Origin of the sequence: Bacillus pumilus (assembly GCF_900186955.1) — a bacterium.
In the GTDB taxonomy this organism is placed as follows: Bacteria; Bacillota; Bacilli; order Bacillales; family Bacillaceae; genus Bacillus; species Bacillus pumilus.
Genome location: NZ_LT906438.1, coordinates 166,305 through 191,270 on the forward strand (window position 1 = coordinate 166,305; position 24,966 = coordinate 191,270).

The following is a 24,966-nucleotide window of genomic DNA, read 5'->3' on the forward strand; positions in this document are numbered from 1 at the left end:
GGTTTGAGATGCACAATAAAACTATTTCAAAAAAAGTTTTGAAAAGGCGTTGACCAATAGAAAGTTTTCGTGATATATTATTAATCGTCGCTGACACACAGTGACAAACACAAAACGCTTCGGGAAATAAACTTGAAAAAAGTTATTGACATAAGATGAAGCGAAATGTTATATTATTAAAGCCGCTAAGAACGGCGAAGATGATCTTTGAAAACTAAACAAGACAAAACGTACCTGTTAATTCGAGTTTTTATAAAAAAATCCTATGAAGCATCATAGGTAGTCAGTCAAACACTGACGAAAAACAAAACTTCGGTTTTGTACTTTTTCGGAGAGTTTGATCCTGGCTCAGGACGAACGCTGGCGGCGTGCCTAATACATGCAAGTCGAGCGGACAGAAGGGAGCTTGCTCCCGGATGTTAGCGGCGGACGGGTGAGTAACACGTGGGTAACCTGCCTGTAAGACTGGGATAACTCCGGGAAACCGGAGCTAATACCGGATAGTTCCTTGAACCGCATGGTTCAAGGATGAAAGACGGTTTCGGCTGTCACTTGCAGATGGACCCGCGGCGCATTAGCTAGTTGGTGGGGTAATGGCTCACCAAGGCGACGATGCGTAGCCGACCTGAGAGGGTGATCGGCCACACTGGGACTGAGACACGGCCCAGACTCCTACGGGAGGCAGCAGTAGGGAATCTTCCGCAATGGACGAAAGTCTGACGGAGCAACGCCGCGTGAGTGATGAAGGTTTTCGGATCGTAAAGCTCTGTTGTTAGGGAAGAACAAGTGCGAGAGTAACTGCTCGCACCTTGACGGTACCTAACCAGAAAGCCACGGCTAACTACGTGCCAGCAGCCGCGGTAATACGTAGGTGGCAAGCGTTGTCCGGAATTATTGGGCGTAAAGGGCTCGCAGGCGGTTTCTTAAGTCTGATGTGAAAGCCCCCGGCTCAACCGGGGAGGGTCATTGGAAACTGGGAAACTTGAGTGCAGAAGAGGAGAGTGGAATTCCACGTGTAGCGGTGAAATGCGTAGAGATGTGGAGGAACACCAGTGGCGAAGGCGACTCTCTGGTCTGTAACTGACGCTGAGGAGCGAAAGCGTGGGGAGCGAACAGGATTAGATACCCTGGTAGTCCACGCCGTAAACGATGAGTGCTAAGTGTTAGGGGGTTTCCGCCCCTTAGTGCTGCAGCTAACGCATTAAGCACTCCGCCTGGGGAGTACGGTCGCAAGACTGAAACTCAAAGGAATTGACGGGGGCCCGCACAAGCGGTGGAGCATGTGGTTTAATTCGAAGCAACGCGAAGAACCTTACCAGGTCTTGACATCCTCTGACAACCCTAGAGATAGGGCTTTCCCTTCGGGGACAGAGTGACAGGTGGTGCATGGTTGTCGTCAGCTCGTGTCGTGAGATGTTGGGTTAAGTCCCGCAACGAGCGCAACCCTTGATCTTAGTTGCCAGCATTTAGTTGGGCACTCTAAGGTGACTGCCGGTGACAAACCGGAGGAAGGTGGGGATGACGTCAAATCATCATGCCCCTTATGACCTGGGCTACACACGTGCTACAATGGACAGAACAAAGGGCTGCGAGACCGCAAGGTTTAGCCAATCCCATAAATCTGTTCTCAGTTCGGATCGCAGTCTGCAACTCGACTGCGTGAAGCTGGAATCGCTAGTAATCGCGGATCAGCATGCCGCGGTGAATACGTTCCCGGGCCTTGTACACACCGCCCGTCACACCACGAGAGTTTGCAACACCCGAAGTCGGTGAGGTAACCTTTATGGAGCCAGCCGCCGAAGGTGGGGCAGATGATTGGGGTGAAGTCGTAACAAGGTAGCCGTATCGGAAGGTGCGGCTGGATCACCTCCTTTCTAAGGATATATGGAGCAGCGTGCGTTTTCGTCTTGTTTAGTTTTGAAGGATCATTCCTTCAAGACATGTCTCTAGCGAGACAGGATTGTTCTTTGAAAACTAGATAACAATAAGTAATACATTCACATTGAATGCAATGCAAAGTTCATCACACATAGTGATTCTTTCTAAAGTAAGAAATGGTTAAGTTAGAAAGGGCGCACGGTGGATGCCTTGGCACTAGGAGCCGATGAAGGACGGGACGAACACCGATATGCTTCGGGGAGCTGTAAGCAAGCTTTGATCCGGAGATTTCCGAATGGGGAAACCCACTGCTCGTAATGGAGTAGTATCCATACTTGAATACATAGAGTATGAGAAGGCATACCCGGGGAACTGAAACATCTAAGTACCCGGAGGAAGAGAAAGCAAATGCGATTCCCTGAGTAGCGGCGAGCGAAACGGGATCAGCCCAAACCAAGAGGCTTGCCTCTTGGGGTTGTAGGACACTCTATACGGAGTTACAAAGGAACGATATAAGCGAAGAGGTCTGGAAAGGCCCGCCAAAGAAGGTAACAGCCCTGTAACTGAAATGTTGTTCTCTCCAGAGTGGATCCTGAGTACGGCGGAACACGTGAAATTCCGTCGGAATCCGGGAGGACCATCTCCCAAGGCTAAATACTCCCTAGTGACCGATAGTGAACCAGTACCGTGAGGGAAAGGTGAAAAGCACCCCGGAAGGGGAGTGAAATAGATCCTGAAACCGTGTGCCTACAAGTAGTCAGAGCCCGTTAAAGGGTGATGGCGTGCCTTTTGTAGAATGAACCGGCGAGTTACGATCCCGTGCAAGGTTAAGCAGAAGATGCGGAGCCGCAGCGAAAGCGAGTCTGAATAGGGCGCATGAGTACGTGGTCGTAGACCCGAAACCAGGTGATCTACCCATGTCCAGGGTGAAGTTCAGGTAACACTGAATGGAGGCCCGAACCCACGCACGTTGAAAAGTGCGGGGATGAGGTGTGGGTAGGGGTGAAATGCCAATCGAACCTGGAGATAGCTGGTTCTCTCCGAAATAGCTTTAGGGCTAGCCTCAAGGTAAGAGTCTCGGAGGTAGAGCACTGATTGGACTAGGGGCCCCTACCGGGTTACCGAATTCAGTCAAACTCCGAATGCCGATGACTTATCCTTGGGAGTCAGACTGCGAGTGATAAGATCCGTAGTCGAAAGGGAAACAGCCCAGACCGCCAGCTAAGGTCCCAAAGTATACGTTAAGTGGAAAAGGATGTGGAGTTGCTTAGACAACCAGGATGTTGGCTTAGAAGCAGCCACCATTTAAAGAGTGCGTAATAGCTCACTGGTCGAGTGACTCTGCGCCGAAAATGTACCGGGGCTAAACGTATCACCGAAGCTGCGGACTGTTCTTACGAACAGTGGTAGGAGAGCGTTCTAAGTGCTGTGAAGTCAGACCGGAAGGACTGGTGGAGCGCTTAGAAGTGAGAATGCCGGTATGAGTAGCGAAAGACGGGTGAGAATCCCGTCCACCGAATGCCTAAGGTTTCCTGAGGAAGGCTCGTCCGCTCAGGGTTAGTCGGGACCTAAGCCGAGGCCGAAAGGCGTAGGCGATGGACAACAGGTTGATATTCCTGTACCACCTCCTCACCATTTGAGCAATGGGGGGACGCAGGAGGATAGGGTAAGCGCGGTATTGGATATCCGCGTCCAAGCAGTTAGGCTGGGAAATAGGCAAATCCGTTTCCCGTGAAGGCTGAGCTGTGATGGCGAGCGAAATTTAGTAGCGAAGTTCCTGATTCCACACTGCCAAGAAAAGCCTCTAGCGAGGTGAGAGGTGCCCGTACCGCAAACCGACACAGGTAGGCGAGGAGAGAATCCTAAGGTGATCGAGAGAACTCTCGTTAAGGAACTCGGCAAAATGACCCCGTAACTTCGGGAGAAGGGGTGCTTCTTAGGGTGTTAAAGCCCCGAGAAGCCGCAGTGAATAGGCCCAGGCGACTGTTTAGCAAAAACACAGGTCTCTGCGAAGCCGTAAGGCGAAGTATAGGGGCTGACGCCTGCCCGGTGCTGGAAGGTTAAGAGGAGCGCTTAGCGTAAGCGAAGGTGCGAATTGAAGCCCCAGTAAACGGCGGCCGTAACTATAACGGTCCTAAGGTAGCGAAATTCCTTGTCGGGTAAGTTCCGACCCGCACGAAAGGCGCAACGATCTGGGCACTGTCTCAACGAGAGACTCGGTGAAATTATAGTACCTGTGAAGATGCAGGTTACCCGCGACAGGACGGAAAGACCCCGTGGAGCTTTACTGCAGCCTGATATTGAATGTTGGTACAGCTTGTACAGGATAGGTAGGAGCCTTGGAAACCGGAGCGCTAGCTTCGGTGGAGGCATCGGTGGGATACTACCCTGGCTGTATTGACCTTCTAACCCGCTGCCCTTATCGGGCAGGGAGACAGTGTCAGGTGGGCAGTTTGACTGGGGCGGTCGCCTCCTAAAATGTAACGGAGGCGCCCAAAGGTTCCCTCAGAATGGTTGGAAATCATTCGCAGAGTGTAAAGGCACAAGGGAGCTTGACTGCGAGACCTACAAGTCGAGCAGGGACGAAAGTCGGGCTTAGTGATCCGGTGGTTCCGCATGGAAGGGCCATCGCTCAACGGATAAAAGCTACCCCGGGGATAACAGGCTTATCTCCCCCAAGAGTCCACATCGACGGGGAGGTTTGGCACCTCGATGTCGGCTCATCGCATCCTGGGGCTGTAGTCGGTCCCAAGGGTTGGGCTGTTCGCCCATTAAAGCGGTACGCGAGCTGGGTTCAGAACGTCGTGAGACAGTTCGGTCCCTATCCGTCGCGGGCGCAGGAAATTTGAGAGGAGCTGTCCTTAGTACGAGAGGACCGGGATGGACGCACCGCTGGTGTACCAGTTGTTCTGCCAAGGGCATCGCTGGGTAGCTATGTGCGGACGGGATAAGTGCTGAAAGCATCTAAGCATGAAGCCCCCCTCAAGATGAGATTTCCCATTCCGCAAGGAAGTAAGATCCCTGAAAGATGATCAGGTTGATAGGTCTGAGGTGGAAGCGTGGTGACACGTGGAGCTGACAGATACTAATAGATCGAGGACTTAACCTATATTCTAATGTGAAGTTTGAACATTGTTATCTAGTTTTGAGAGAACATTCTCTCCATCAGGTTTGGTGGCGATAGCGAAGAGGTCACACCCGTTCCCATACCGAACACGGAAGTTAAGCTCTTCAGCGCCGATGGTAGTTGGGGGTCTCCCCCTGTGAGAGTAGGACGCCGCCAAGCTTTTTGTTTATATCCTTCCAATGGAAGAAGTTACTTTATCATTCCGCAGTAGCTCAGTGGTAGAGCTATCGGCTGTTAACCGATCGGTCGTAGGTTCGAGTCCTACCTGCGGAGCCATGCTTCCATAGCTCAGTAGGTAGAGCACTTCCATGGTAAGGAAGAGGTCAGCGGTTCGAGCCCGCTTGGAAGCTTTCCTCTAAATGTTAATCTGACAAGGTTTCTCGATGATGAGAAGGCTTTTTTTTATGTCCTTTTTTAATTGCTTGAGGACAAATTAGGGGCCAATTATCGAATTTGCAATAAGTTTGTTATAGCTTCCGCATGACCTAAACGCTGAGAGACAGATTTGATATTAAACCCAGGTATTTTGCCGATTTGATTTATTAGCATAGCAGCATGAGTATGATGCATATCATGCAAATGAATTTTCTTATATCGTGCCTTTTTGCGAATCGCTCCCACCATGTATTTAAATTTGAAAAGGTAGTTGAGAACGCATAATGCTAATTCGTTCAGCTGATGACAGAGCAAGGCATTCCATTGGCCAAGGTTGTGCCACATAAGAGATGGAACGGATCGAAGACAAAAGCAGCTCTTCAAAAAGCATTGAAAAAATGAAAAAAGTAAAGCCCCTGACCATAGAGAACAGGGGCTTTTTGATGTTTATTTTTCATCGTTTGAAAATGCGTGAAGCTGCAATTCTTTTGCATTTGCAACTTTCATTGTTCTTCTTTTGAAGTGCAGTCCCAGCAAGTGGTAATGCTTTAGTGTTCCAAATCGGTGCTAACGCAACTCAACAAATTTCAGTTCATATTGATAAAATGAGTACAGATGCATTGGGAGTTAAAGATGCTAATGGGATTGTAGCGAATCAAGCTATTAAAGACATCGATGTAAGAAGAGAAACATGATTAGTGTAAAACCGTGTGGAAACAACACTTTTTCACATGCCCTAAAAACACTCGATAAAGTAACAGAGAAAAGAAAAAGGATTTTGAGAGAAGGATTCAGGATAGATTGAAGGTCAGACTCTTTATCCTGCGTACCAGTGTTTCCAGCTTGAACCACTAGTTCACGTACACGTTGAAGGATTGAGTGAGTTTCAGTCAATGCACCTTCCGCCCCTTTATATAGGGGTTTTTTTGTTTGTCTTTATTCAGTTCGATGTTTCATTTTATTGATCGTTCTAAAAGACGCTTCATCCAAGTGTTCATCAGGGAAAGATCTCCAGCGATAGAACGTGTAAAGGGAAAGTTTCAAGCAGCTGGCGTACAAGTAGACGTAGTTGGAATGGATATACAAAGTCGAAATCTTGTGAAACAGGTGAATGGTTCTTCATAAGTTTTTTCTGTTTGTTACAATAGAAAGGGTAGAAAGTGAAGGATGGAGGTGGCCGGCATGCTTGTGCGTTTGAACCAAGTGCTCGGCCGGATGATGCCGCTTATTACGCCTATTAGTGTGCTACTTGGTGTTTTATTGGCAGCCTATTTAAAAGATTTTACGTTTATAGTGCCTTGGGTATTTGCCATTATGACATTTTCAGGGAGCTTGTCATCTACTTTTTCAGCTTTAAAGCATACGGTGATGCATCCATTGCCTTTAATTTTATCGTTTATGATTTTGCATGTGCTGATGCCTCTTTATGCTTGGTCAGCGGGGCATTTGATATTTGCGGGCGATTCTATGACGATCACCGGTTTGACTCTTGCGATGGTGATTCCAACAGGTGTGTCTAGTTTAATATGGGCGGCGATGTATAAAGGGAATGTCGGTTTAACGTTATCTATCATTTTAATTGATACATTGCTTTCGCCATTGATTGTGCCAGTAAGCTTGTCACTCTTCGTCGGTACACAGGTCCATATGGACATGGTTGCGATCATGAAAGGGCTGTTTGGTATGGTGGTGCTGCCCTCTATTTTAGGGATGCTCGTTCGTCAGTATGCAAAGCCATCGGTGACGAAAACAATGAGTCAGACCCTGGCTCCTTTTTCAAAATTAGGCTTGTTTGTTGTCGTATCGATTAACAGTTCTGTTGTCGCCCCATATTTGCGTGAACTGGATGCTGCATTTTTTAGCAAAGCAGCGACTGTCTTTTTCATTGCGATGAGTGGGTATGCTTTTGCGTGGTTGATTGGAAAGGTGATGAAATGTACTCAAGGGGAAATTGTGGCCATTGTGTATACGGGCGGCATGAGAAATATTAGTGCTGGGGCTGTGCTTGCTATTAGCTTTTTCCCGCCTGCTGTTGCTGTCCCTGTTGTGATTGGCATGCTGTTTCAGCAAGTACTTGCTGCCTTGTTTGGTTTTTTACTCAATCGATTTGAGCTGAAGGCACCTGCTGTGACTAAATCTTTATCATGAAAAGACCTCCATCTCATAGGATGGAGGTCTTTTTGCGAATTAATAGATGAGATATTTCTTCCGTTTCTTTTCGAACGATTTGAGGTCGTGATGATAGCGTTTCATGATGTGTTTGACAGAAGTACCTTGATTGATTTCTTCTTTGATCCAACCATTCCCGATGAGTTTATCAAAGCTGCCTGTTTGAAGGAACTCAAAGTCTTTTGGATATAAATCATGTATGGCTTTGATGATGGATAACCCTGTTTTTACCGCTTCGAATGAAGAGCGGTCTGTGACGTATAGCTGCACACCGTGTGATAGCTTCCCTGCATGTTTAGAAAAAGTGGGGGTGAATGATACGGGTCTAAATTTCACACCCTTTAGTTTTAATTGATTTAGATGATCTGCTAGCTCATTGCTATTGATATACGGAGCGCCAATGAGCTCGAACGGTTTTGTTGTTCCTCTGCCTTCAGAGACATTTGTGCCTTCAATTAATCCTGTGGCGGGATATACAAAGGTACTATCCACTGTTGGCATGTTAGGTGAAGGAAGGACGAACGGCAGCTTCGTGTCATCAAACGTCATGGAACGCTTCCAATTTTTCATTTTGATGACTGTGACATCAGCATTGATATGAAACTCTTTGTTAAAAAATGTTGCTAGTTCACCAGTGGTCATCCCATGTCTTAATGGTATTGGATAGAGCCCTACAAATGAAGCGTGCTCAGGTTCTAGGACAGGGCCTTCTACTTTTAGTCCGCCAATAGGGTTTGGACGGTCTAGGACAACAAAGGGAATGTTGTTTTCTTTAGCGGCCTCCATCGCATAGGCCATCGTGTAAATATAGGTGTAATAACGAGTGCCAACATCTTGGATATCAAACAGCAAGACATCTACATTTTTGAGCATGTCAGGCGTTGGTTTTCTTGTTTTTCCATAGAGGGAGTAAACAGGAAGACCTGTTTTTTCATCGGTATAGGATTCGACGCCTTCTCCTGCTTGTGCATCGCCGCGCACACCATGTTCAGGTCCATATAGAGCAGTAAGCTTAATATTTGGATGCTCAAATAGGAGATCGACACTGCTTTTCATATTTGCATCAATACCAGTTGGGTTCGTAATGAGGCCGACCCTTTTCCCTTTTAACCATGAAAGGTTGCCTGAGAGTAGTGTTTCAATCCCTGTTTTGACTGCTGCTTTTTTCCCTTTTGTATCTGTTCGTTCTTGGTTTGCGGGGGAGGCGGCGGTCAATGTGCTCATAATGAAAATGCTTGCGAGTATGAAGCTTGCTGTTTTTTTCAAGAGAATCCCTCCTATTTGATCTGTTTCCCTTTCAAGTTGAGTCCATAGCCGAATGGATACAGGGTTTGATTTGGATGAGTGACAGATGGGATATCTACAGGCAGTTTGCCTTTAGGTGATGCAGTGCCAAATATGACTTCTAACCCAGCAGGAATATTTGGCTGGTTGAATTGTCCGTTTGAGTAGCCCTTAAAACCGTAAACAGCTAGTAAGGCATCCGCCTCCTCAAAATTTGCAGCATCGTAAGGGTTTCTTAGGCTCATGATGACCATTTTTTTCTTTTGTGCTGCAGCTTCTTTCATGACAGCACGCGGGAAAGCAGTAGCCCATTTTTTCGGGTCCTGTACATTGTCATCAATCACACCATCATTCACAGCTGGGTCATTTTGGACAACGTATGAGCCGGTAATCACATAGTCAGCATCTTGTATGAGTCTGGCTGTTTCTTTGTTGAAAGTCTTATCTGCAAAAGCAAATGATTGGATACGTACAGGTTTGATCTTTTTTTGTTTGATCAGAGAATCAATTGTGACAGACATGGCTTTTGTTTGATCTTCGTAAGGTGCCATGACCAAGATTTTATCATTCTTTTTAGGCTTGAAGGGTAGGGTCTTATCGTTGTTTTTAAGCAGGGTGATCCCTTCACGCGCCATTTTTTGTTCTGCTTTCCGGTGCGATTTTTTCCCAACGACTTGAGTGGCTTTTTTGATTTTTTTCTCAAGGGTGATAGGTTTTTTGGAAGAAATGATGCCTCGTTTGATCTTCAATTCAAGAATTTTTTCAACAGATTCGTTGATTTGAGACATCGGAATTTCTTTCTTTACAATTGCCTGTTTTACAGCATTGAACACATTCTCAAGGTTTTTCTCAGTTTTAAGAGAGGTGACTGGTGCTGGCATGAGGGCGATGTCGACGCCAGCCTTAATGGCCATCACTACGGCTTCTTCCTGTCCGAAGTTATCTGCAATCGCTTTCATATTTAGGGCGTCTGTTACGACAACTCCTTGAAAGCCCATCTCTTCTTTTAATAAGTGTGTGATGACTTTTTTCGATAAGGTAGCTGGAACCATGATGTCCTCGCCATCTTTTTTGCTTTTATATGTTGTATCATCAATGGCAGGAAATTGAACATGAGCGGTCATGACCATATCCGCACCAGCGTTGATCGCTTGTTGAAACGGATACAGCTCCACCTTTTTAAGACGATCTAGGTCATGTTCTACGAGCGGCAAGCCGTAGTGACTATCGACAGCTGTATCACCATGTCCTGGGAAATGCTTGAGTGTCGAAATAGTCTTCTCCTTTTGAAGTCCCTTCATGGTTTGAAGGCCAAGCCTAGTGACAAGAGCAGGATCAGAGCTAAAGGAACGGACACCAATGACGGGGTTGTTTGGGTTATTATTCACATCTAGCACAGGAGAGAAGTTTGTATTGATCCCTAGTACGTTTAATTCTTTGCCGATGATTTTACCTGTGTCGTATGCATTTTTCTTGCTTCTAGAGGCACCAATCGACATATTTCCTGGGAAATGTGTTCCCTTTTGTAATCTTGTGACGATTCCACCTTCTTGATCAATTGAAATGAGTAATGGAATCTTTGGTGATGCTTTTTGAAATTCATGGGTGAGTTTGACGGTTTGTTTCGTATCAACGACATTCTCCGCAAATAAGATGACACCGCCTAGATGATATTTTTCTACAAGATGGGATACTTCTTTATTCATCTTTGTTAAGCCTGTAGGTGCGGATTCATCTTTTGTTTGCCAATTACGAAAGTCTGGCATAAGCATTTGACCTATCTTTTCATCCAAAGACATGTTTTGTACCATTTGTTTGGCGGTTGAAAGAGGGGCAGAGCTAACCTTTTCCGTTGGAATGGAAGAGGTTAGCAGAGCTAAAACCAAAGCAGCGGGGAAAAGTGCTTTTAACATCGAATTCCTCCTTTTACTTAAAAGATTCGTAGATTGCGGTCATGATGCTTCCATAAGTGCCAGTTGGGAAAAGGTCACCTTCAAATTGATTTGGGTTGGTTTCAGGTGAAACGACAGGCGAATGTTTCTTATTTGTCAGCAAGACGATACCTAAATTATGTTTTGGATCAATCAATGTCATCGTTCCGGTCCAGCCAGTATGTCCATAGGCTTCGTTACTTGCATATTTTCCAAACATCCATTCCATGTCAGTATGACCGTTTTTTCGCCAGCCTAGCCCGTATGTTGGGTTTGTATCAGAAGAGGCTGTAAAGAGATCGATAGAAGCTTGATCAAAGATGGTTGTTTTTCCATAGCCTCCTTTGTTCAGCATGAGCTGGAGCAGCACGGCCATGTCTGATATGTTAGAGAAAAGTCCAGCATGACCAGAGATACCTGCCATTGAGTAATATGCTTTTTCATCGTGGACTTCGCCTAGCAGGGTGTATCTGCGAATGTTTTCAAAATCAATGACACCATCTCGCGAATTACCTAAACGTTCGGTTGCTGCAAAATGCTTCGGTTTAAATCCTTTTTGCAGTGGATTGAACATTGTGTGTTTGAGACCTAGCGGCCGATAGATTGTCGACTCTACATATTGATCAAGAGGCATACCTGTTTTTTTCTCAATGATCATGCCTAACAGCATGTAATCAATGTCACTATAAATGTGCTGGGTGCCTGGTTTGTATTGCAGAGGCACCTTCGGCAGCCATTTCATCGTTGTCTTTCTATCTTGAGAATAAAAGGTGCCGGCTGCTTCTTTGCTATAAAATAAGACACTGGAAGGGAGTCCGGCAGAATGGGTCAGAAGATCTTTTACATGGAGCTGGTCTTTGCCGGTTACCTTTGCATTTGGTTCATCTTTAAAATCTGGCAGGATGGCTTGTATTTTTTCGTTCACATCCAGTTTTTTCTCGTAGACAAGCTTTTGCAGGGCATAGTTCGTCGCATACATTTTGGTGTTGGATGCTAAGTCGAACAGTGTATTCTTTTTCATTTTCTTATAGGATTTGAGTTCGGTTGTGCCTTCGTATTTTTGCCTGTAGCCATAGGCTTTTTGATGGACGATTTTTCCGTCTTTGATAATGATGAGTGCGGCTCCTGGAAATCCTGCTTTGATATCGTTTTGAATCATGTGATCAACCTTCCTAAGCTGCCTAGAAGAAAAACTAACTTGTTCCGGTCGTTTTGCCTTTTTTAAGACGGGATATTCTTCAGGTGCTGTTTTAGACAAAGACGATACAGGATGGGAGCTAGTTGCAAATGTTTGTGCTGGTAATCCAAGGAGCATGAGCAGACTTGTTATTAAGAGAAAGTATTTCTTCAAGAGTTAGACCTCCTATTGCTTATTTTCCTCAAATTCAACAGCCATATCATCATGAAAACCAAATAAGTATGTGAAAATAAATCCAGCGACATAAGCAATAAAGAGTCCGATTAAGTAAAGAAGCATTTGATGTGTGTGAACAATAAAGGTTAATGGGAGACCTGATACACCAATCGCCTTCGTTGCAATTTGGAAGTAGGCTTGAAATGCACCGCCGATTCCAGCGCCAAGACAAGCGGTGAGAAATGGTCGTCCCAGCGGGAGTGTCACACCAAAAATGAGTGGTTCACCAATGCCAAGCATCCCTGAAGGAAGTCCACCCGCGATGGCTCTTTTGAGTTTTTTCTTTTTTGTCTTCATATAAATGGCGAATGCCGCACCTACCTGTCCTGCACCGCCCATAGCGAGAATCGGCAAAAGCGGGTCATCTCCTATGGAATTGATGAGTTCCATATGAATCGGTGTCAGTCCTTGGTGAAGTCCTGTTACAACAAGTGGAAGGAAGGTTGCACCAAGAATAAATCCAGCGAAGATTCCGCCCATATTTAATAGATAAGTTAATCCTGAGGTAATGGCATCCGATATAAATCCGCCGACTGGCATGAAGACAACGTACGTAAAAATGCCTGTAATGAGTAGTGTGATGGTTGGTGTGACGATGATATCAAGTGATTGCGGGACGAATCGTCTGATTCTTGTTTCCACAAGCGCCATAAAGATGGCAGCTAGAAGAACACCAATAAGCCCGCCTCTGCCTGGTAGAATATTTGTGCCAAATAACATAATATCTGCGGAGGCTGGATTAATAATGAGGATACCAGCTAATGCGCCTAATGCAGGAGAGCCTCCGAACTCCTTTGCGGCATTTGTTCCAACTAATATACCGAGATAAGCGAACAAGCCTGAACCAATAACGGTTAAAATGATCGCTGCTTGAGACTTTCCATCAAGCCAGCCCGCTTGCACGATTGCTTTTGTAATCCCTGTAATAAGACCTGATGCAACGAGTGCTGGAATGATAGGTATAAAAATGCTGGCAATTCGTCGCAAGAACAGCTTGAACGGTGTGCGGTTTTTTGTGAAATGGCTTGCTTGTTTTTCTGTGCTTCGTTGTTTAAATCATACGAGCCAGAGGCATTTAGCAGTTGTTCAAATGCACTTGATACTTGGTTGACAACACCAGTACCTAAGATAATTTGTAGCGTTTCTGCCTCAACGACTCCAATGACGCCATCGAGTTCTTTGATTTCATTGATCTGAACTTGTTCATTGTCAATCGGTGTAATTCGGAGACGCGTCATACAATGTGTATGGGAAGAGATGTTTTCAGAACCACCACAGAGAGAAAGAATGTCTTTCGCCAACTGCTGATATTTCGTTTGATGACTCATGTTGAATCCCCCTTTGATTTTCGTTTCATGGAGCGGATGGCATGTCTTGTTTTGTCAATATATTGCGCTGTCTCTTCATATTGATGGGAAGCTAAGCTGAGGAACAAGACATCAATTAAGTAGAGCTGTGCCATTCTAGAGGAAGTGGCTGCACTGCGAAAAGGTGCTTCATTGGAACCGGACGTCGATAGGTGAACGTCACATAAGGCAGAAACGCTTGTTTGACCTGGATGTGTCAATGCAATGGTTTTCACTCCATTGTCTTTTGCGAGCTGAAGGGCTTGAATGATGTCTAACGTTTCTCCTGAAAAGGATATACCGAACACGATGTCATTCTTTCCTGCATTTGCGATGACCGTTGATGCGATGTGCATGTCAGTGAAGGCAGTCGCTGCATAATTGATTCTGAGAAATTTCTGCTGGGCATCCGCTGCGACGATGCCAGATGCACCGACGCCGATAAAATGGATTTGGTTTGCATGCAGCAGTAATTGAACAGCCTCTTCTAATGCCTCTGCATTTAAAATAGAAGCGGTGTCCTTAATCGATTGAATCGAGTTTCCTGCTGTTTTTTTGTCTGTGTTTGTTTGGAGCATGACGATGGCAGTTTTGACTTCTAAGTCTGCCGCTTCAAGCGTTTTCACGGCTTGTTCGTAGGGAGCGTTTGTCACATGTTGAATGATGGTGATGGCGCGTTCTTTTAATTTATGATTGCTGACTTTTACATCAACCATCAGGTTTTCATATACTTTTCCTTGTCTGATCATGACAGAGGTGGAAAGCATATTTAAAATCATTTTATGAGCGGATGCGGCTTTCATTCGTGTTGACCCGGTGATGGCTTCAGGTCCTACAATGACTTCAATGGCGCAGTCTGCCAGTTCGCTAATTTTTGCTTGTTCATTACAGCTGAGGGCTACTGTTTTTGCGCCGATGGATTTAGCGTAGTTTAAAGCGCCGATGATGTAGGGTGTCCTACCGCTGGCGGCGATACCGACGACTGTATCTTTTGATGTCAGGTGAATGTGTACTAAATCCTGTTTGCCCGCTTCTTCACTGTCTTCCACATCTTCGGCAGCATGTGAAAAAGCAGCGTCTCCGCCTGCCATGATGCCGACAATCACATCAGGTGAGACGCTATAGGTAGGGGGACATTCGACAGCATCCATCACGCCAAGTCTGCCGCTTGTCCCGGCTCCTAAATAAACGAGTCTGCCCCCATTTGAGATGGATTCATAGGCGAAGTCACTTGCTGTTTTGACATGTGGTAGGACACGGTTGACTGCTTGAGCGACCTTCATATCTTCTTCATTAATCATTTGGAGCATTTCGAGTGGATCTGCTTGTGATATTCCCATTGTGTTAGGATTTCTTGATTCTGTTGTCAAAGAACGCAATTGAGATGGCTGCATGCGACATTCCTCCTTATTTCTTCATTTTCAGTATATTCAGTATGATATGAAATTTCAACATTATATTTAAATATTGAAATTATATTTCAATTAAAAAGTAGTGCTATTTGAAGGTAAATAGTTAGAAAATAAAAAAAATAAAAATCCCCTTTACAAAAGGGGGACAACCTGTATATAATAACTTTTGTCAGCTTCAAGGAAACAGTCAAACTTGACAAATTGGCCCGTTGGTCAAGCGGTTAAGACACCGCCCTTTCACGGCGGTAACACGGGTTCGAATCCCGTACGGGTCACCATAATGTGGAGGATTAGCTCAGCTGGGAGAGCATCTGCCTTACAAGCAGAGGGTCGGCGGTTCGAGCCCGTCATCCTCCACCATATGCCGGTGTAGCTCAACTGGTAGAGCAACTGACTTGTAATCAGTAGGTTGGGGGTTCAAGTCCTCTTGCCGGCACTGTTTTTACTTTATCAATTCCATATGTGGAGGGGTAGCGAAGTGGCTAAACGCGGCGGACTGTAAATCCGCTCCCTCCGGGTTCGGCGGTTCGAATCCGCCCCCCTCCACCATTTTTGGGCTATAGCCAAGCGGTAAGGCAACGGACTTTGACTCCGTCATGCGTTGGTTCGAATCCAGCTAGCCCAGTTAAGACACCTTTTTCAAAAAGGTGTCTTTTTTTTATGTGAGTAGGCAGAATGTATAACTATTCAAAATATTGTTGAGTTGAGTCAGGAGGCATCAAGAAAGTAAAATATAAGCATGAACAGAAAGGGGATGTACATATGGGAGATCAAAAGAAAGTCACGCTTGTCGGCGTTCCAATGGATTTGGGTCAAATGAGAAGGGGCGTCGACATGGGACCGAGTGCGATTCGGTGTGCAGGCGTAAAAGAAAAATTGGAATCGCTTTCATTTGATGTGGAGGATCTCGGAGATATTCCGGTTGAACAAAGAGATGATGAAAAAGGTTTATATACAAGTGAAAAGCTAAAAAATTTAACGGAGAATGCTGGTGCGAATCAGCTGCTGGCTGAGAAGGTTGACAGTATTGTGCAATCAGGTTCATTCCCGCTCATTTTAGGCGGTGATCACAGCATTGCCATTGGCACACTTGCTGGTGTATCCAAGCATTATGAAAACTTAGGTGTCATTTGGTATGATGCTCACGGTGATTTAAATACAGAGGAAACCTCTCCTTCTGGAAATATACATGGTATGCCGCTTGCAGTCAGTCTTGGCCTTGGGCATGCTGATTTGACGAACATTGGTGGTTATTCTCCAAAATTGAAGCCTGAGAATGTTGTTTTAATTGGTGCTCGATCCTTAGATGAAGGAGAGCGGGCATTAATTAGAGAGAAAGGCGTTAAAGTGTATACGATGCATGAAATAGATCGTTTAGGGATGACAAGGGTGATGGAGGAAGCCATTTCTTATTTAAAGGAAAGAACGGATGGTGTCCACCTGTCGCTTGATTTAGATGGATTAGATCCAGCTGAGTGTCCAGGTGTAGGAACTCCTGTGGCAGGCGGCATCAGTTACCGTGAGAGTCATCTAGCCATGGAGCTTTTAGAGGAAGCGGGTATTTTGACTTCAGCTGAATTTGTTGAGGTGAATCCGGTTTTGGATGAAAAAAATAAAACAGCCGAGGCAGCTGTTGCGTTGATTGGATCATTAATGGGCGAAAAGCTATTGTAGAGCGGGACTTGTTCCCGTTCTTTTTTGTTTTGGATAAATTTAAGGATATATTAAGGTTTTTACTGGTGGATATACGTAACACGCTGTCAAAAATTTGTTACACTATTTTTTAGAGGAGAATGAAACCTTTTGGAAAGAGGTTCGTATACATAAAGACCGGTGAAGGCAGAGGTTGAATATACTATGGACACAATGATTAAAAAGAGAATTAAGCAATTGAAAAAAGGCGACCAGAACGCATTTGCAGACATCGTAGACCTGTATAAAGACAAAATTTATCAGCTGTGCTACCGTATGCTTGGGAATGCACACGAAGCAGAGGATATTGCACAGGAGGCGTTTATTCGTGCCTATGTGAATATTGAAAGCTTTGATGTGAATCGTAAGTTTTCTACGTGGCTGTACCGCATTGCAACCAACCTGACCATCGATCGTATTCGCAAAAAAAAGCCGGATTATTATTTAGATGCAGAGGTGGCAGGAACAGAAGGATTGAATATGTATTCTCAAATTGCTGCTGATGGCATTTTGCCAGAGGAAGAGGTGGTGTCTCTTGAATTATCGAGTACCATTCAGCAAAAAATTCTAAGATTACCCGATAAATATCGTTCGGTCATCGTATTAAAGTATATTGATGAACTCTCGTTAAAAGAAATTAGTGAGATTTTAAATATACCTGTTGGTACGGTGAAAACGAGAATACACAGGGGTAGAGAGGCTCTCCGGAAACAGTTGAGAGACCTTTGAGTGAGGTGATTTTGATGAGCTGTCAGGAAAAAATCGTCCTGCTTATGCATCAGTATTTAGACGGGGACATTGAGCCCCAAGACGAAAAAGAATTAAAAAGCCATCTGCAATCGTGTGAGGAGTGCCGTACTCATTTTCAACAAATTGAGAAATCCATCGCGCTTGTGCAGAGTACATCTCATATAGAAGCACCGACTGATTTCACTGCAAAGGTGATGGCAGGTCTTCCAAAGGAAAAAAAGCGTGTGTCGGTTCAAAGATGGATCAAAGCTCATCCGCTGATGGTGGCCGCTGCCCTCTTTCTCATTTTGATGGGAGGCAGTCTGTTTACAAGCTGGAATACGGATCATAATTTCAGTGTGTCGAAGCAGCCGAATCTCGTCGTTGTAAATGATACAGTGACCGTACCTAAAGGGGAAACCGTAAAAGGTGATGTCACTGTCAAAAATGGCAAGCTGATTGTAGAAGGCAAGGTTGATGGAAATGTCACCGTCGTCAATGGGGAACAGCTGACTGCTTCTGCCGGACAAGTCACTGGTCAAATTAATGAAATTAATGAAGTGTTTGATTGGATTTGGTACAAAATGAAATCTACAGTACAAAATGTGATGCGGGTCATTGGACCAGAGGAGCAAAAGTAATTATACGGGTCGAGAGCAGTCTCTTTAGGGACTGCTCTTTTTCTATATTATAGGTCAGAATGTATGCGAGCTAGCAGGCCAGCCATATATGGCAACTGTTTTCCTTGCTGAAACAAAATGTGATATAATAGCCACGCTATGTATTTACACATAGGCTCTTTTTTTATCAAAAATGCATCAAACGAAGAATAACTGAAAATTCTGGAGGACGAGGAAATGGCTTTAGGGGATATTCCTATTTTGCAGTACCTCGGTAATGCTGTTGATATTCTCGTTGTTTGGTATGTGATATATAAATTAATGATGGTCATCCGCGGAACAAAAGCGGTTCAGCTTTTAAAGGGAATTGTGGTCATTGTTCTCGTCAGGATGGGAAGTGCGTATCTCGGTCTTAACACACTTCAATGGCTGATGGATCAAGCGATTACGTGGGGATTCCTTGCGATCATTATTATTTTTCAGCCAGAGCTAAGGAGAGCGCTTGAGCAGCTTGGGCGCGGCCGTTTCTTCTCAAGAAGCGGGACACCTGTAGAGGAACAGCAGCAGAAAACGATCGAGGCAATTACAAAAGCAATTAACTATATGGCAAAACGCAGAATCGGCGCGCTGCTGACAATTGAGCGTGATACTGGGATGAATGATTACATAGAGACTGGAATTCCTTTGAATGCAAAGGTGAGTTCAGAGCTGCTCATTAATATTTTCATTCCAAATACACCACTTCATGACGGTGCTGTCATTATGAAGCGTGATGAGATTGCAGCTGCCGCTTGTTATTTACCGCTGTCAGAAAGTCCTTTTATCTCTAAGGAACTAGGGACGCGTCACCGGGCGGCAGTCGGAATTAGCGAAGTGACAGACAGCTTGACCGTCATCGTTTCTGAGGAGACAGGCGGCATTTCTGTCGCGAGAAATGGTGATCTCCACCGAGAATTGACAGAAGAAGCGCTTGAAGAAATGCTGATTGCTGAATTTAGTAAGAACAGCAAAGATGCTTCCTCGACCAAATGGTATTGGAGGGGCAAGAAAAATGGATAAGATTTTGAATAATCGCTGGGCCGTAAAGCTTTTTGCATTGGTCTTCGCTTTATTGCTGTATGGTGCAGTCAATTCAGCGCAAGCGCCCACGCCGAAAAAAATCGGTGAATCCTTTTTCCCAACATCGACGACAGATGAAGCGACCTTAACCGATATTCCTGTTAAAGCGTATTATGATGACGAGAAGTATGTCGTCACTGGTGTGCCGCAAACAGTCAATGTGACGATTAAAGGGTCAACGAGTGCTGTGAAAACAGCAAGACAAACAAAGAACTTCGAAATATATGCAGATATGCAGAATTTATCCACAGGTACTCATAAAGTGGAGCTGAAGGCAAGAGATGTATCAAAAGGACTCACGCTATCGATCAATCCATCTGTGACGACGGTGACGATACAAGAAAAAACAACAGCAGAATTTCCTGTTGAAACCGAATTTTATAATCAAAATAAAATCAAAGACGGCTATTCACCTGAACAGCCTATTGTGAATCCGAAAAAAGTCACAGTCACAGGTTCAAAAGACGTGATCGACAAAATTTCTGTCATTAAAGCATTTGTGAACCTAGAGGATGTCGATCAGCAAATTGAAAAGGAAGCGAAGCTCACTGTGTATGATAGCAGCGGGAATGAGCTGCCAGTCGAATTGAGTCCGTCTGTTGTGAATATTACAGTTCCCATCTCAAGTCCAAGCAAAAAGGTTCCGTTTAAAATAGAGCGGACTGGCAGTTTGCCGGATGGGATCAGTATCTCAAGTATTGAGACAAGCCCGAGTGAGGTCACAGTGTACGGCTCTCAAAAAGTGCTGGATTCGCTTGATTTTATTGATGGCGTCAAGCTGGACCTAAGCAAAATCAAAGATGATACGGAGATTGATGCCGACATTCCCCTGCCAGATGGTGTGAAAAAGGTATCGCCCGAAACGGTGAAGATCAAAGTGAAGGTTGCTACAGCTCAAGAAAAAAAGATCGATAATGTACCAATCTCTGTCGTAGGTCTAAGCAAAGATCTCACCTCTGATTTTGTGAGCCCATCTTCTGGACGGCTTACGTTAACAGCAAAGGGATCAAAGAGTGCGATTGATAAACTAAAGGCTTCAGATGTTGAAGCCTATATCAATGTCGGGGACTTGAACGAAGGAACACATGAGGTCACAATTCAAGTGAACGGTCCTCAAAATGTGACGTGGACATTATCGAGATCAAAGGTCAAAGTGAAATTGACTTCTACTGAAACAGAAGATCAGCCAGCGTCTACAAATGATCAGAAGAAGCCATCTTCTGATGACGATGATCAGGAAGAGAAGAGCAAAGAAGAATCCACGCAAGATAAAGCGAAGAAAGAATCAAGTCAAAGACAGCGGATCAAAGAAGATAAAAAAGAGGACGAAGCGGCCTCTTGAATGGTAAAAAAGGAGCGATTGAAACATGGGCAAGTACTTTGGAACTGATGGTGTAAGGGGTGTGGCGAATAGCGAATTAACGCCAGAGCTCGCATTTAAAATTGGGAGATTTGGCGGCTATGTGCTCACGAAGGATAAAGAACGTCCAAAGGTACTCGTTGGGCGAGACACACGTGTATCCGGTCATATGTTAGAAGGAGCGCTCGTTGCAGGCTTACTTTCAATTGGGGCTGAAGTAATGCGTCTGGGTGTGATCTCAACACCTGGAGTGTCTTATTTAACGAAAGCAATGGACGCAGAAGCGGGTGTCATGATCTCTGCTTCTCACAATCCAGTTCAAGATAACGGAATTAAATTCTTCGGCGGTGACGGCTTTAAGCTGTCTGATGAACAGGAGAATGAAATTGAGCAGCTGATGGATCAGCCGGTCGATCAATTGCCACGCCCAGTTGGAGCGGATCTTGGAACAGTAAATGACTACTTTGAAGGCGGTCAGAAATACTTGCAATTCTTGAAGCAGACAGCAGACGAGGATTTCACAGGTATTCACGTGGCGCTTGACTGTGCACACGGTGCAACCTCTTCTCTAGCGACACATTTATTTGCGGATTTAGATGCGGATGTGTCCACAATGGGAACATCACCAAACGGATTGAATATCAATGATGGTGTAGGCTCAACTCATCCAGAGGCGCTTTCTGCTTTTATGAAGGAGAAGGGTGCAGATATTGGTCTTGCGTTTGATGGTGACGGTGACCGTCTGATTGCTGTCGATGAAAAAGGTGATATTGTAGACGGCGATCAAATTATGTACATATGTGCACGTTATTTGAAGGGCGAAGGTCGATTAAAGGATGACACGGTCGTCTCTACGGTCATGAGTAACCTAGGTTTCTATAAAGCGCTCGAGAAACAAGGCATTAAGAGCATCCAAACCGCTGTTGGTGACCGCTATGTGGTTGAAGCGATGAAAAAGGATGGGTATAATGTCGGCGGTGAGCAATCAGGCCACTTGATTTTCCTTGATTACAATACGACAGGTGATGGCATGCTTTCTGCAATCATGCTTGTCAACACACTCAAAGCTACAGGAAAAACATTGTCAGAGCTTGCGGCTGAAATGGAGAAATTCCCGCAGCTTCTAGTGAATGTGAAAGTGTCTGATAAATATAAAGTAGAAGAAAATGAAAAGGTAAAAGCAGTGATTCAAGAGGTTGAAAAAGAGATGAACGGTGACGGCCGTATTCTTGTTCGTCCATCTGGAACAGAGCCGCTTGTACGTGTCATGGCAGAGGCGAAAACAAAAGAGCTATGTGATGATTATGTGACTCGAATTACGGCTGTTGTGAAGGAAGAAATGGGTATTGAGTAATAGATATCAAAGCAAATCGCTAGCAGCGGTTTGCTTTTTTTCGAATAAACGTCATAAATGGATGGTTTTGTACGAATCTTATAGGCGAGGGCAATTTACTGTGTCTTCATACATAGGAGAGCACATCAAAGGTAGAACGTGACAAGCCTCATCGCATATAGTGTAAGGAGGTCTCACTTTCTTGAAAGGGATCACCGGCTAAATTGTGATTGACGGAGGTCAGACCTTATAGTACAATCATCCTTGTGTTACTGGATTTTTTATTCTATCAGGAAAGGCAGGGTAGATGTTCAGAAACTCTCTTATAATTATAGCGCCCGAACTAAGCGATCGGACGAAAGATGCTTAGTTGACGAGGATGGAGGTTATCGAATTTTCGGCGGATGCCTCCCGGCTGATCAAAAAAGAGATCACAGCCGTAAGTGTTTCTTTAAAGCAAAGAGGTGACTCTTTGTACAAAGGGAATACACATGATCTCCCAAATTAAACATGTAGAGAGGGACGAAGAAATGTCCCTTCTATTTTAGTAGGCTTTCTTTGTCCCTTTCACATGAACGGGAGGAAGAATATTTATGTGTGGAATCGTAGGTTATATTGGTCAGAATGATGCGAAGGAAATCTTATTAAAGGGTTTAGAAAAGCTTGAGTACCGCGGGTATGACTCAGCAGGTATCGCTGTGGCAAACGAAGAAGGCGTGCACGTGTTCAAAGAAAAAGGACGTATCGCTGAGCTTCGTGAAGTTGTTGATGCAAACGTAGCATCTTCAGCTGGAATCGGACATACACGCTGGGCAACACACGGTGTACCAAGCCATCTAAACGCGCATCCGCATCAAAGTGCTTCTGGCCGTTTTACGCTTGTTCATAACGGTGTCATCGAGAACTATGTACAATTGACACGTGAATATTTACAAGACGTCACACTAAAAAGCGACACAGATACAGAGGTTGTTGTTCAAGTCATCGAACAATTTGTAAGCAGAGGTCTTGATACAGAGGAAGCTTTCCGTCAAACGCTTCTTCAACTAAAAGGCTCTTACGCAATTGCCCTTTTCGATAACGAAAACAAAGAAACAATCTATGTGGCGAAAAACAAAAGCCCATTATTGGTTGGTTTCGGAGAAGATTTCAACGTTGTAGCTTCTGACGCAATGGCGATGCTTCAAGTAACAAACGAATATGCGGAATTAATGGATAAAGAAATGGTCATTGTCACAAAAGACGAGGTGATCATCAAAAACCTTGACGGTGATATCATGACACGTCCTTCTTATATCGCTGAGCTAGACGCAAGCGACATCGAGAAAGGCACATATCCTCACTACATGTTAAAAGAAACGGATGAGCAGCCGCTTGTTATGCGCAAAATCATCCAAGAATATCAAGACGAAAACGGCAAGCTGTCAGTCGCTGGCGATATCGCAAGCGCAGTAGCAGAAGCAGACCGCATTTACATTGTGGCTTGTGGAACGAGCTACCATGCAGGACTTGTCGGTAAACAATACATTGAAGACTGGGCGAAAGTACCTGTAGAAGTCCATGTAGCAAGTGAATTCTCTTACAACATGCCGCTTCTATCGAAAAAACCGTTGTTCATCTTCCTTTCTCAATCTGGGGAGACTGCGGACAGCCGTGCTGTACTTGTTCAAGTCAAAGAGCTTGGTCATAAAGCATTAACGATCACAAACGTACCAGGATCTACGCTTTCTCGTGAAGCGGACTTCACATTGCTTCTTCATGCAGGACCTGAAATCGCAGTGGCTTCAACAAAAGCTTACACAGCGCAAATCGCTGTTCTTGCGATTCTTGCATCTGTTGCAGCTGAATTAAATGGTCAATCTCTTGACTTCGACCTTGTGAAAGAGCTTGGAATTGTAGCAAACGCAATGGAAGCCCTTGTCGATCAAAAGGATGAAATGGAACAAATCGCTCGTGACTTCTTCACAGTGACACGTAACGCATTCTTTATCGGAAGAGGACTTGACTACTATGTGTGCCTTGAAGGTTCACTAAAACTAAAAGAGATCTCTTACATCCAAGCAGAAGGCTTTGCTGGCGGAGAACTCAAACACGGCACCATTGCTTTAATTGAAGAAGGCACACCGGTCATTGCCCTTGCAACGCAAGAGCACGTGAACCTCAGCATTCGCGGTAACGTCAAAGAAGTCGTTGCACGCGGCGCAAACCCATGTGTCATCTCACTAAAAGGCTTAGAAGACGAAGGCGACCGTTTCGTCCTTCCAGCTGTACATCCAGCACTTGCACCACTTGCATCTGTTGTTCCATTACAGCTAATCGCTTACTACGCAGCACTTCACCGCGGGTGTGATGTGGATAAACCACGTAACCTTGCGAAGAGTGTGACGGTGGAGTAGGTTTAAATAAAATCGGATTTTTTATACCCCTTTAGATATAATTGTCTAAAGGGGTATTTTTGTGTCTAAAGAACTAAATAAAATGAAAGATAGATTCGATAAGATCGTACATGTTTAAGGGAGCGGAATCATTATGAGTGAATATTTAAAAAAGGAGAAAAGGGGAATTATTTTTTTCTTGATTGTTTATATCGCATTGTTTATAAGTTCTTATTTGTTGATTGGTGGTCCTGCCACGGTCGAAGGACCGATTTGTGTATTTCTAGGATTCTGTTTCGTTCAATTTCATAAATATAGATCTTTCAAAAAAGATGCAGGTAATAAAAAGGGAATAGGCATACTAAGAGAGCGGCACCTAGAGAAGGCAATACAGCTTGAATATTTAAAAAAGAAAGAGAGAAGAGCACATGACCAAACATAAAATTTACACAATGAGTTTTGCAAAAGTATATCCTCTCTATATCGCAAAGGCAGAGAGAAAGGGAAAAACGAAAGCTGAAGTCGATACGATTATTTGTTGGTTAACAGGCTACAGTCCAGAAGAGCTTGAGGAACAGGTGGACAAACAGACAGACGTTGAAACTTTTTTTCTGAGGCTCCTGAGCTTCATCCTTCCCGCAATTTAATCAAAGGAGTCATCTGTGGTGTTCGAGTAGAGGACATTGAGGAAGAAACTATGAAAAACATTCGATATCTAGATAAGCTGATTGATGAGTTAGCAAAAGGAAAGACGATAGAAAAGATTTTGCGGGATTCTTCTTGAATATCACAAGCAAGCCCA

Annotated in this window: 15 protein-coding genes, 7 tRNA genes, 3 rRNA genes and 4 pseudogenes; 22 read left to right on the forward strand and 7 right to left on the reverse strand. The window is 44.6% G+C overall.

The window, feature by feature from the left end; translation table 11 throughout:
- The first annotated feature begins 325 nt into the window (after positions 1-325).
- From CKW02_RS00970 to CKW02_RS20100, 6 genes are all read left to right on the forward strand, one after another.
- Positions 326-1,874, forward strand: a 16S ribosomal RNA gene (locus tag CKW02_RS00970).
- Between the two features lie 182 nt (positions 1,875-2,056).
- A 23S ribosomal RNA gene (locus CKW02_RS00975) occupies positions 2,057-4,987 on the forward strand.
- Positions 4,988-5,048: 61 nt separating this feature from the next.
- Positions 5,049-5,164, forward strand: a 5S ribosomal RNA gene (rrf, locus tag CKW02_RS00980).
- Together the 16S, 23S and 5S rRNA genes with 2 tRNA genes alongside form the textbook arrangement of a ribosomal RNA operon.
- A 42-nt stretch (positions 5,165-5,206) precedes the next feature.
- Positions 5,207-5,281: transfer RNA gene (locus CKW02_RS00985), tRNA-Asn, on the forward strand.
- A gap of 1 nt (position 5,282) precedes the next feature.
- Positions 5,283-5,355, forward strand: a tRNA-Thr gene (locus CKW02_RS00990).
- Positions 5,356-5,931: 576 nt separating this feature from the next.
- Positions 5,932-6,075, forward strand: coding sequence for a hypothetical protein (locus tag CKW02_RS20100; protein WP_003217075.1), 144 nt, complete (start codon positions 5,932-5,934; stop codon positions 6,073-6,075).
- Positions 6,076-6,175: 100 nt separating this feature from the next.
- Here the strand turns inward: CKW02_RS20100 and CKW02_RS01000 are convergent.
- A pseudogene (locus tag CKW02_RS01000) lies at positions 6,176-6,298 on the reverse strand (flagellin N-terminal helical domain-containing protein); the annotation flags it as partial.
- Between the two features lie 12 nt (positions 6,299-6,310).
- On the opposite strand from CKW02_RS01000, the gene CKW02_RS01005 reads away from it, so the two are divergent.
- Both CKW02_RS01005 and CKW02_RS01010 read left to right on the forward strand, forming a co-directional pair.
- Positions 6,311-6,505, forward strand: a complete 195-nt coding sequence (locus tag CKW02_RS01005; protein ID WP_003217130.1) for a hypothetical protein — start codon at positions 6,311-6,313, stop codon at positions 6,503-6,505.
- A 57-nt stretch (positions 6,506-6,562) separates the two neighbouring features.
- A complete protein-coding gene (locus CKW02_RS01010; RefSeq protein ID WP_003217244.1) occupies positions 6,563-7,528 on the forward strand; it encodes a bile acid:sodium symporter family protein in 966 nt (321 codons plus the stop codon).
- A gap of 39 nt (positions 7,529-7,567) precedes the next feature.
- Here CKW02_RS01010 and CKW02_RS01015 read toward each other — a convergent pair whose 3' ends face one another.
- From CKW02_RS01015 to murQ, 6 genes and pseudogenes are all read right to left on the reverse strand, one after another.
- Entirely contained in the window at positions 7,568-8,815 is a 1,248-nt protein-coding gene (locus tag CKW02_RS01015; protein WP_003217003.1) for an exo-beta-N-acetylmuramidase NamZ family protein, read from the reverse strand.
- An 11-nt stretch (positions 8,816-8,826) separates the two neighbouring features.
- The gene (locus tag CKW02_RS01020) at positions 8,827-10,746 is read right to left on the reverse strand and encodes a glycoside hydrolase family 3 protein (RefSeq protein ID WP_003217263.1); all 1,920 of its coding nucleotides are present in this window, start codon (positions 10,744-10,746) and stop codon (positions 8,827-8,829) included.
- Between the two features lie 13 nt (positions 10,747-10,759).
- Entirely contained in the window at positions 10,760-12,115 is a 1,356-nt protein-coding gene (gene pbp4b, locus CKW02_RS01025) for a penicillin binding protein PBP4B (RefSeq protein WP_003216891.1), read from the reverse strand.
- A 12-nt stretch (positions 12,116-12,127) separates the two neighbouring features.
- Positions 12,128-13,506 (reverse strand): annotated as a pseudogene (locus CKW02_RS01030) (PTS transporter subunit EIIC).
- Positions 13,503-14,033: a MurR/RpiR family transcriptional regulator gene (locus CKW02_RS20395; protein ID WP_231953225.1), complete on the reverse strand. Its 531-nt coding sequence runs from the start codon at positions 14,031-14,033 to the stop codon at positions 13,503-13,505. Before CKW02_RS20395 ends, CKW02_RS01030 begins: the two are co-directional and overlap by 4 nt.
- A pseudogene (gene murQ / locus CKW02_RS20400) lies at positions 14,010-14,918 on the reverse strand (N-acetylmuramic acid 6-phosphate etherase); the annotation flags it as partial. The pseudogene murQ and the gene CKW02_RS20395, both read right to left, overlap by 24 nt.
- Before the next feature lie 221 nt (positions 14,919-15,139).
- Here murQ and CKW02_RS01040 point away from each other — a divergent pair.
- From CKW02_RS01040 to CKW02_RS01105, 14 genes and pseudogenes are all read left to right on the forward strand, one after another.
- A tRNA-Glu gene (locus CKW02_RS01040) sits at positions 15,140-15,214 on the forward strand.
- 6 nt (positions 15,215-15,220) lie between these two features.
- Positions 15,221-15,296 (forward strand) — tRNA-Val (locus CKW02_RS01045).
- Positions 15,297-15,299: 3 nt separating this feature from the next.
- A tRNA-Thr gene (locus CKW02_RS01050) sits at positions 15,300-15,372 on the forward strand.
- A 28-nt stretch (positions 15,373-15,400) separates the two neighbouring features.
- Positions 15,401-15,485, forward strand: a tRNA-Tyr gene (locus tag CKW02_RS01055).
- 4 nt (positions 15,486-15,489) lie between these two features.
- Positions 15,490-15,561 (forward strand) — tRNA-Gln (locus CKW02_RS01060).
- 137 nt (positions 15,562-15,698) lie between these two features.
- Positions 15,699-16,610 carry an arginase gene (rocF, locus tag CKW02_RS01065; RefSeq protein ID WP_003217274.1) on the forward strand — a complete coding sequence of 304 codons (912 nt, stop codon included), beginning with the start codon at positions 15,699-15,701 and terminating at the stop codon, positions 16,608-16,610.
- A 183-nt stretch (positions 16,611-16,793) separates the two neighbouring features.
- Positions 16,794-17,357 carry an RNA polymerase sigma factor SigW gene (gene sigW, locus CKW02_RS01070; RefSeq protein ID WP_003217112.1) on the forward strand — a complete coding sequence of 188 codons (564 nt, stop codon included), beginning with the start codon at positions 16,794-16,796 and terminating at the stop codon, positions 17,355-17,357.
- A 14-nt stretch (positions 17,358-17,371) separates the two neighbouring features.
- Complete coding sequence (rsiW, locus tag CKW02_RS01075; protein WP_003217249.1) at positions 17,372-17,998, forward strand: anti-sigma-W factor RsiW; 627 nt, start codon at positions 17,372-17,374, stop codon at positions 17,996-17,998.
- Positions 17,999-18,214: 216 nt separating this feature from the next.
- The gene (cdaA, locus tag CKW02_RS01080) at positions 18,215-19,036 is read left to right on the forward strand and encodes a diadenylate cyclase CdaA (protein WP_003217057.1); all 822 of its coding nucleotides are present in this window, start codon (positions 18,215-18,217) and stop codon (positions 19,034-19,036) included.
- The gene (locus tag CKW02_RS01085; protein ID WP_003217031.1) at positions 19,029-20,438 is read left to right on the forward strand and encodes a CdaR family protein; all 1,410 of its coding nucleotides are present in this window, start codon (positions 19,029-19,031) and stop codon (positions 20,436-20,438) included. The genes cdaA and CKW02_RS01085 overlap by 8 nt, the downstream gene beginning before the upstream one ends.
- A 25-nt stretch (positions 20,439-20,463) precedes the next feature.
- Positions 20,464-21,810 (forward strand): phosphoglucosamine mutase, encoded by a 1,347-nt coding sequence (gene glmM / locus CKW02_RS01090; protein WP_003217219.1) that lies wholly within the window; start codon positions 20,464-20,466, stop codon positions 21,808-21,810.
- A gap of 572 nt (positions 21,811-22,382) precedes the next feature.
- On the forward strand, positions 22,383-24,185 hold the full coding sequence (gene glmS / locus CKW02_RS01095; RefSeq protein WP_003216893.1) for a glutamine--fructose-6-phosphate transaminase (isomerizing): 1,803 nt from the start codon (positions 22,383-22,385) through the stop codon (positions 24,183-24,185).
- A 133-nt stretch (positions 24,186-24,318) separates the two neighbouring features.
- On the forward strand, positions 24,319-24,606 hold the full coding sequence (locus CKW02_RS01100) for a hypothetical protein (RefSeq protein WP_003216991.1): 288 nt from the start codon (positions 24,319-24,321) through the stop codon (positions 24,604-24,606).
- A pseudogene (locus tag CKW02_RS01105) lies at positions 24,593-24,948 on the forward strand (DUF2200 domain-containing protein). The gene CKW02_RS01100 and the pseudogene CKW02_RS01105 overlap by 14 nt, the downstream one beginning before the upstream one ends.
- The last annotated feature ends 18 nt before the right edge of the window (positions 24,949-24,966 follow it).

Excerpts from the sequence above, each read along its gene's own strand:
- CKW02_RS01020 (WP_003217263.1), bottom strand. The coding sequence starts at position 10,746 with ATGTTAAAAGCACTTTTCCCCGCTGCTTTGGTTTTAGCTCTGCTAACC.
- CKW02_RS01100 (WP_003216991.1), top strand. The coding sequence starts at position 24,319 with ATGAGTGAATATTTAAAAAAGGAGAAAAGGGGAATTATTTTTTTCTTG.
- glmM (WP_003217219.1), top strand. The coding sequence starts at position 20,464 with ATGGGCAAGTACTTTGGAACTGATGGTGTAAGGGGTGTGGCGAATAGC.
- sigW (WP_003217112.1), top strand. The coding sequence starts at position 16,794 with ATGGACACAATGATTAAAAAGAGAATTAAGCAATTGAAAAAAGGCGAC.
- rocF (WP_003217274.1), top strand. The coding sequence starts at position 15,699 with ATGGGAGATCAAAAGAAAGTCACGCTTGTCGGCGTTCCAATGGATTTG.
- cdaA (WP_003217057.1), top strand. The coding sequence starts at position 18,215 with ATGGCTTTAGGGGATATTCCTATTTTGCAGTACCTCGGTAATGCTGTT.
- glmS (WP_003216893.1), top strand. The coding sequence starts at position 22,383 with ATGTGTGGAATCGTAGGTTATATTGGTCAGAATGATGCGAAGGAAATC.
- rsiW (WP_003217249.1), top strand. The coding sequence starts at position 17,372 with ATGAGCTGTCAGGAAAAAATCGTCCTGCTTATGCATCAGTATTTAGAC.
- CKW02_RS01010 (WP_003217244.1), top strand. The coding sequence starts at position 6,563 with ATGCTTGTGCGTTTGAACCAAGTGCTCGGCCGGATGATGCCGCTTATT.
- CKW02_RS01085 (WP_003217031.1), top strand. The coding sequence starts at position 19,029 with ATGGATAAGATTTTGAATAATCGCTGGGCCGTAAAGCTTTTTGCATTG.